The sequence below is a fragment of the Streptococcus parasanguinis genome (assembly GCF_001578955.1).
Taxonomy (GTDB): domain Bacteria; phylum Bacillota; class Bacilli; order Lactobacillales; family Streptococcaceae; genus Streptococcus; species Streptococcus parasanguinis_U.
On record NZ_KQ969707.1, the window covers coordinates 1 to 933 of the forward strand.

Genomic DNA, 933 nt, shown 5'->3' on the forward strand with positions numbered 1-933 from the left:
TTATTTCTCATATGCTAGTCATTGCAAAGGAAAAAACTAAGAAAAAAAGAAAGAAAATCTAAATGGTTATTCTCTACTGAATAACATGAAGTAAAGAATAACCATTTAGTAGATAAAAAGTAAAGAAAAACGTGTTTAAGGTATAATAAAAGAGGTAAAAATAAAAGTAAAAACTAAAAAAATAACTAGTTTAGTAAAGTAAAAAATAATGTAATAAAAAAAGTAAAATAGAAAAGTTTTATAAGCTCGAACAAGCAATGACATCTTTATGATCCTTCCAAACATAGATTACGGTGAGTACTGAAAATCTATCGCAAACATTAAACTTTAAGAGTTAGCCTCGATGGGAAGTATCAAAAGCATACCCAGCTTATTAAAAAAGGGTGGGAGGCAGTTTAACAATAATATGTATTTATTTTAGAAAGGAATGTATAATGCCAAGAAAAAGAAATTCCCTCAAGCATGATTTATTTATTGCAGCTTCAAAAAATATCACAAACAATCGAACGAGGACAAGCTATAAAAGAGCAATTACTCGCTTTACAAAGTGGGCTAAAGAACACAATATTAAAAAAAAATCAGATATTACTGAAGAAGCGATTCAACTATATCAACTAGATCTAAATGATGATCCAAAACAATACTCTGTTGCTACAATTCATACTTATTTAGCACCTATCTGCAAAGCAGTTGATATCAACATGAATAGAGTTAGAAAAGACAAGCGTTCCAGCGACAAAATTATCCGAGGTCGTGTAAAATCAAAAAACTCACAAGGTAAACATCAAGAAACAGACTCTCGCTTCTCTCGGCTGGTTAATTTTCAGCGGGCAGTTGGGATTCGTAGATCCGAATTAAAAAAATTAAAAGGAAAAGATATTCGAAAAGATAATAATGGAAATTACTATGTTTTAGTTCAGCGTGGAAAGGGAG

The 933-nt window shown here is 30.4% G+C and carries 1 pseudogene; it reads left to right on the forward strand.

Features of this window, described 5'->3' with window-relative positions:
• Positions 1 to 434: 434 nt before the first annotated feature.
• Positions 435 to 933 (forward strand): annotated as a pseudogene (locus SPADD19_RS10830) (phage integrase N-terminal SAM-like domain-containing protein); the annotation flags it as partial.